Below are 4,915 nucleotides of genomic sequence, written 5' to 3'. Positions count from 1 at the left end.
TCACAACCTCCCTCTCACCATCCCGAACCCCGACCGTCCCGGCGGCGTTCTCATTTCTCAACCTACCCCCCTAAATATGCCTGCTGCACCACCCCATTAGCCCGCAATGCCTCAGCGCTGTCTTCCAGAATAATCTTTCCGGTTTCCAGCACATAGCCGCGGTGGGCGATTTTCAGCGCCTTGTTGGCATTCTGTTCAACTACGAGCACCGTGATTCCGGTCTGGTTCAAATCCTTAATAATCTTAAAACAGGTGTTAACCATAATCGGCATCAACCCCATGGAGACCTCATCGATGAGAAGCAGCTTCGGTTCAAGTACCAGTGCGCGCCCGATGGCAAGCATCTGCTGTTCGCCGCCGCTCATTGTCTTGGCGAGCTGGTTTTTCCTCTCTTCAAGTCTTGGAAAGAGTTCATATACCTTTTTAATGTTGGGCTGGATTCTGGAAGTGTCCTTTACACGGTAGCATCCGGTGCGCAGGTTTTCCTCCACGGTCAGGCTGCCGAAGACGCGGCGGCCTTCCGGAACATAGCCAATCCCCATTTCCGCCCGTTTCCAGGCCGGAACGCGGGTGATGTCCTCGCCGTTGTAGGAGATGGTTCCAGATTCAACCGTTTTAAGGCCCATAATCGACCGGATCAGGGTTGTTTTTCCGGCTCCGTTCGGTCCGATTACGCTGACCAGCTCTCCCTCGTCTACCTGGAGGCTGATTCCTTTTATGACTTCCATTTTATTGTAATTCACTTTCAGGTCTTTGATCGTGAGCATCGTCCTCATCCTCCTCTCCCAGGTATGCCTCGATCACCTTCGGATCCTTCTGGATTGTCTCCGGACTGCCCTCGGCGATCTTTTTTCCGTAGCTCAGAACTACAATTCTGTCGCACACCTTCATAGTAATAGGAAGGTTGTGCTCGATCAGGACAATGGTTTTGCCCTCCTCCTTCAGGCGGCAGATCAGGTTTGTCACCTCGTTGATAGCAAAATTGCTCAGGCCGGCGCAGGGTTCGTCAAGCATAATGAGAAGCGGATCGGTTGCCAGCGCCCTGGCGATTTCCAGACGCCTTGTGTATCCGAGGCTCACGTCCCGTGCAAGAGTGTCTTTGTAGTCGGAAAGTCCCACCAGCTCCATCAGCTCATCCGAACGCTGAAGCGTTTCTTTTGTGTGGCAGTTTTTGAAAAAGGAACGGATTCCCGTATATTCCCGGATGCCCAGGGCGGCGATTACGTTATCCCGGATTGTCAGGTCACCGAGCGGTTTGGAGATCTGAAATGTTCTCGCAATCCCCATTTTGGCGGCCTCATAGGGGGCCATGCCCTGTATTTCTCTGCCGTCCAGACAGATGGTTCCTTCATTCGGCTTATAGACTCCGCAGATAGTGTTAAAGAGCGTCGTCTTTCCGGCGCCGTTGGGTCCGATAATGCCCAGTGTTTCATTTTCATGGACCACCATGTCAAAATCGTCGATTGCCTTCAGGCCGCCAAAATACATTTTTAATCCTTTGACCTCAAGAATTTCACCCATTTGTCTCACCTGCCTTATGCCCCCGAACTATTTTCAGGAAATTTCGTACGATAAAGCTGTCGTTGCCCAGGAGTCCCTGAGGCTGGAAGCGCATCATCAGGACGAGGATACCGCCGTACAGAATCATTCTGTAGTTGTCAGCAAAACGCAGGAGCTCCGGTGCGGCCCCGAGTATCAGAGCGCCGAGCAGCGGCCCGCGGATCGTTCCTATGCCGCCCACAACGACCATGGACAGGATGCTGATCGACACCGTGAAGGCAAAGCTGCTGGAAAAGATAAAGGTCATACGGTGCACGTAAATAGCGCCCGTAAGTCCCGCAATGGCAGTCCCTAAAAAGAATGCCAGGATTTTGTAACGGTTGACGTTAATGCCCAGGGACATGGCGGCGCCCTCGTCGTTTCGGATGCTGGACAGGGCGAGGCCAAACCAGGAGCGCGTCATTTTACGAATGAGAAGACACACAATCACAATCAGAATCACCAGAAGCACGAGAAAGTGCAGAGGCGTCATCTTCTGTCCGAAAAAGGTAGGCGTTTTTACGGACATTCCCAGGGAAGCCCCGAAAATCTCCATATTCTGAAACAGAGCCACCATAACAAAGTTGATACCGATCGTCGTGATGGCGAGGAAATCATCCTTTAACCGGAGACTGATAATTCCTAATACCCCTCCCGCGGCGCCGGTGATAAGAAGCGCGGCGGGCAGAGTCAGCCAGAAATTGATTCCCGCATTTGTCATAAGAGCCGATGTGTATGCTCCGATTCCGAAAAAGGCGGCGTGTCCCATGGCTGACTGGCCGGCATAGCCTGTAATAATATTGAGGCTCAGGGCCAGCAGGGCAAAAATTGCTATATTTACCGCAACTGTTATAATATAACTCATGCCTTTTTCCTCCTCTACGCTGTTTTTTTGCTCATCAGGCCGGACGGTTTGATCAGCAGTACCAGAATTAAGACAATAAACGCGATGGAATCTTTCGGAATAAAGGACCCCATATAAACGGAAATCAGAGTTTCTGCGAGGCCGATTACAAGACCGGCAACAACGGTACCGGCCGGATTTCCGAGGCCTCCGAGGACGATAATGGCCAGCATTTTATAGGAAGGAGTCTCGCCCAGGGCGGGGGTGATGGAGTTGTAGAGCATCCCCACCATCATTCCTGCCGCTGCCGCGAAGCTGTATCCGATAATATAGCTGAGCGCCGTCGCCGAGTTCGTATTGATTCCCATGGCCCGGGCTATCTCGGGATCCTCCGCCGTGGCCTTCCAGGCCAGACCCATTTTCGTCCGGTTGAGTACAAACCACAGAACCAGGAAGAGCAGCACGGTCAGAAAAAGAACCAGCAGCCATTCCGGTGCGAGAACCACCTTGCCCAGATGAATTGCGCTAAAGCCCAGGTCGGCATTGTACGCCTTAGTCCCTGCTCCGCAAATCAGGCGGACCAGATCACCGGTAAGCGTAAAGAGGCCCACGCTGGTGATAAGCGGGATAATCGGAAGGATATGCGGTTTTGCCAAAATAGGGCCGTAGAGAAATTTATGTATCAATACACCGATCATCCCGGTAACCGCCATGGAACAGATGAAGGTCAGGAGCAGGTTGTGGGTGGAGGAATAGATATAAAATCCGATATAAGCTCCTGCCACATAGGCTCCCGCGTTGGCGATATCGAGGATTCTCATGATGCCGTAAATGAGAGTGGCGCCCATAGCAGTGAGTGCGTAGACACTTCCAATTACGATTCCGTTAATGATTTGCTGTAATAGCATACATTTACCTCCCGCAGTTGTGATGGTTACGGTTCGGGTGTGATAACTGCCGGATCGTCAATGATATCGTAGTAATGATAAGCCGCGTCCTTTATAATCTGAATCTGTACCGGCTTAACAGCCTCTCCTTTTTCTGAATAATACAGAAGTGTTCCTGTAACGGTCGGGAAATCTTTTAAGGAAGCAATGGCATCTCTGACGGCCTTCGGCTCCGTGGAACCTGCAACTTCAATGGCCTTGAAAATAACTTCGAATGCATCATAAGCGGAAGCGCCGACCATATCAGGTTCTTTATTATAGGTATCCCTGTATTCTTTCATATATTTCTGGGTATTCTCATCCTTGGTGTCACGGTCCATATTGGTTGTCAGGTAAAGTCCGTCCGCATTCTTACCCGCGGTTGCAAGGAACTGCCAGGAGTCTACACCCTCTGTGCCGATAACCGGTACGTTGAAGTCCAGAGTTTTGCACTGTTTCATGATTTCTGCGGCGTGTCCATAATAGTTAGCTATATAAATCAGATCCGGTTTTACTTCTTCTTTCAGTTTTGTGATAATGGAGGTAAATTCATTATCACTCATAGCGACTTTATCATAGGAAACAATTTCTGCTCCGTTGGCCTCGGCATATTCGGAAAATGCGCCTGCCAGCTCAGAGCCGTAATCGAGATCCACGGCTATGATGGAGATCCTTTTGGCGTTCAGCTTGTCAACCGCCAGTACGGCGCCTGCCTTGCCCTGAATTTTGCCGGAGAAGGACTGAGAGAAAATATAATCGCCTGCATTTACAACATCCGGGTGAACCGCGTAAGCAGATACCATCGGAATTCCGGCCGCCTGGATAATCGGAGCCGCCACGCGGGTAGGACCGCTGTAGCTGCCGCTGACAATAGCAACGACGTTATCTTTGGTAGTCAGTTTTTCAGCAATGCTCACGGCCTGATTCGTATCCAGCGCGTCATCATAATCAACCAGCTCAACCGGGCGTCCGAGCAGGCCGCCTGCCGCGTTGATGTCGGAAACCGCCAGCTTGGCGGAGTTTAAGGTACTCTCGCCGTCCGCCGATGCAGCCGCTGAAGTCAGTGGTGAAAAGAATCCGATTTTGATGGGATCGCCGGAAGGCTGCTGTGCCGCGTCTGCCGCTTCGCCGCTTTCACCGGCTGCGGGCGCCTCAGTTGCCGCAGGTGCTTTGGTTTCCGTGGGTGCAGAACTTCCCGACGAACCGCAGCCCGCCATCGAGAGAGCCATGACCATACTCAGTGTTACTGACATTACTTTTTTTGCTCTTTTCATATAATTGCTTCCTCCTATAATATTTTTATGCCAGAAAACAGGAAACTATCAAAATATAAGTCGAATTTTGACAGATAATAAGTAAATTTACTCCATAGTTTTCTGACACTTCACTAGATTATATCGCCGGGACGTCGAGAAAATGTCGATATGATTGCTTGATTTTCCTGCAAGTGAGGATTTAATTGAGGAATGAGAACGCCGCCGGAACGGTCGGGGTTCGGGATGGTGAGAGGGGGAGATGAGTCTTCAGTCCCGGTTTGCAGCGTGTGGTGAGGGGGGAATCCAGGAGAAAAAATTCCTACGGGGACTCGCTCCCGCTTGTGGAATGC

The 4,915-nt window shown here is 51.1% G+C and carries 5 protein-coding genes; all 5 read right to left on the bottom strand.

The genetic code is table 11. The features are described 5' to 3' along the window. Positions 1-62 precede the first annotated feature (62 nt). Genes QZT18_RS23310 through QZT18_RS23290 form a run of 5 tightly spaced genes read right to left on the bottom strand, consistent with a single transcriptional unit; the run spans position 63 to position 4,583 of the window. On the bottom strand, positions 63-767 hold the full coding sequence (locus QZT18_RS23310) for an ABC transporter ATP-binding protein (protein ID WP_294152117.1): 705 nt from the start codon (positions 765-767) through the stop codon (positions 63-65). Further along, positions 730-1,521 carry an ABC transporter ATP-binding protein gene (locus QZT18_RS23305; protein WP_294152114.1) on the bottom strand — a complete coding sequence of 264 codons (792 nt, stop codon included), beginning with the start codon at positions 1,519-1,521 and terminating at the stop codon, positions 730-732. The genes QZT18_RS23310 and QZT18_RS23305 overlap by 38 nt, the downstream gene beginning before the upstream one ends. Then, entirely contained in the window at positions 1,514-2,404 is an 891-nt protein-coding gene (locus QZT18_RS23300; protein WP_294152112.1) for a branched-chain amino acid ABC transporter permease, read from the bottom strand. Before QZT18_RS23300 ends, QZT18_RS23305 begins: the two co-directional genes overlap by 8 nt. Positions 2,405-2,418: 14 nt before the next feature. Beyond that, complete coding sequence (locus tag QZT18_RS23295; protein WP_294152110.1) at positions 2,419-3,291, bottom strand: branched-chain amino acid ABC transporter permease; 873 nt, start codon at positions 3,289-3,291, stop codon at positions 2,419-2,421. 26 nt (positions 3,292-3,317) lie between these two features. After that, positions 3,318-4,583 (bottom strand): ABC transporter substrate-binding protein, encoded by a 1,266-nt coding sequence (locus QZT18_RS23290; protein ID WP_294152108.1) that lies wholly within the window; start codon positions 4,581-4,583, stop codon positions 3,318-3,320. Between the last annotated feature and the right edge of the window lie 332 nt (positions 4,584-4,915).

Source organism: uncultured Clostridium sp. (genome assembly GCF_900547735.1).
GTDB lineage: Bacteria > Bacillota > Clostridia > Lachnospirales > Lachnospiraceae > Otoolea.
The sequence above is the reverse complement of the archived record's forward strand: the minus strand, read 5'-3'. Positions and strand labels throughout refer to the sequence as shown.